The sequence below is a fragment of the Halarchaeum salinum genome (assembly GCF_039520965.1).
In the GTDB taxonomy this organism is placed as follows: Archaea; Halobacteriota; Halobacteria; order Halobacteriales; family Halobacteriaceae; genus Halarchaeum; species Halarchaeum salinum.
Map to the genome: position 1 here is coordinate 1 of NZ_BAAABL010000103.1, position 1,021 is coordinate 1,021.

The following is a 1,021-nucleotide window of genomic DNA, read 5'->3' on the forward strand; positions in this document are numbered from 1 at the left end:
GCTGAGTCGTAAGTTGCTCAAAGAGCTCAGTGAGGAGAGCGCGGTATTCTGCCGCGCTCTCCACAATCAGCGGTGATGCTTTCCACTTGAGGCTCTTCCAGACCTGCTCGATTGGGTTGAGATCCGGAGAACCAACCGGGAGAAACACGAGGTCGATGCCGAGTTGGTGGGCTCGCTTACGCGTGTACTCGCACACGTGTGAGGAGAAGTTGTCCAAGACGAGCAGAATCCGCTGGCCCGGATTCTGCTCGCGGATCCCTTCGAGACACTCACAGATCTGTTCTTTCTCTTGATTGGCAGGGAACTGAACGACACTCTCACCGGAGAGGGCATAGAACCCGACCGCTGGTTCGTCTAACTTCACCAGCGGTCGGGTAATATGTGGATCATCCACGGTGTAGAGCCGCTGTGAGTTGTCCCACGGTTGTGGATGGGATGCGTCGAGAAATCCAAGGACGGTTCCACCGTCCGTCCGGATTTCCTCGTCAACGACCCACCCTTCCTCGTCGTCACCGTCGCGTTTGTTGTGCGGTGTGTCGTCAGGCTCCTCGTCGAACGCGTCAGCGACGCGTTCGTCGAGAATCTCTTCGGCGTTCTCCGGGCGTGATGGACGCTTAGTCCGTGGGATTGCGTAGGAAAGGCCGAGATTTTCGAGGAAGGTACTGAGATAGACCGGGTGAAACTCTACGTCGAATTCTTCGTTGATGAGGTGCTGTATTTCCTGTTTCTTCCACGGTTGGCCGTCACGAAGGAGTTCCAAGAGGCGTTCGCGTTGGTCCTCGCCGAGCTTCGGGGGCCTGCCGCCCCCGAAGTTCGGCATCAGGAGGCCGAGACCACCCTCGTTCCACCGGCGGCCCCAGCGTGTTCCTGTCCCGGAGGACCTGCCGACATCGTCGGCAGCGTCCTCCAGCGTTGCCCCCTTGTAAAGACGTTTGATGAAGATCAGCCGCTCAGTGAGTTTCTCATCAGTAGACTCCGCTAGGAGTCGGTCGAGATCGTCCTCACTGAGGTGACGGACGAT

General features: G+C 58.1%; 1 protein-coding gene. It reads right to left on the bottom strand.

Annotation, left to right across the window (positions count from 1 at the left end; genetic code table 11):
* A partial coding sequence (locus ABDZ36_RS14730) for an IS630 family transposase (RefSeq protein WP_343749383.1) occupies nucleotides 1-1,021 on the bottom strand: 1,021 nt, incomplete at both ends.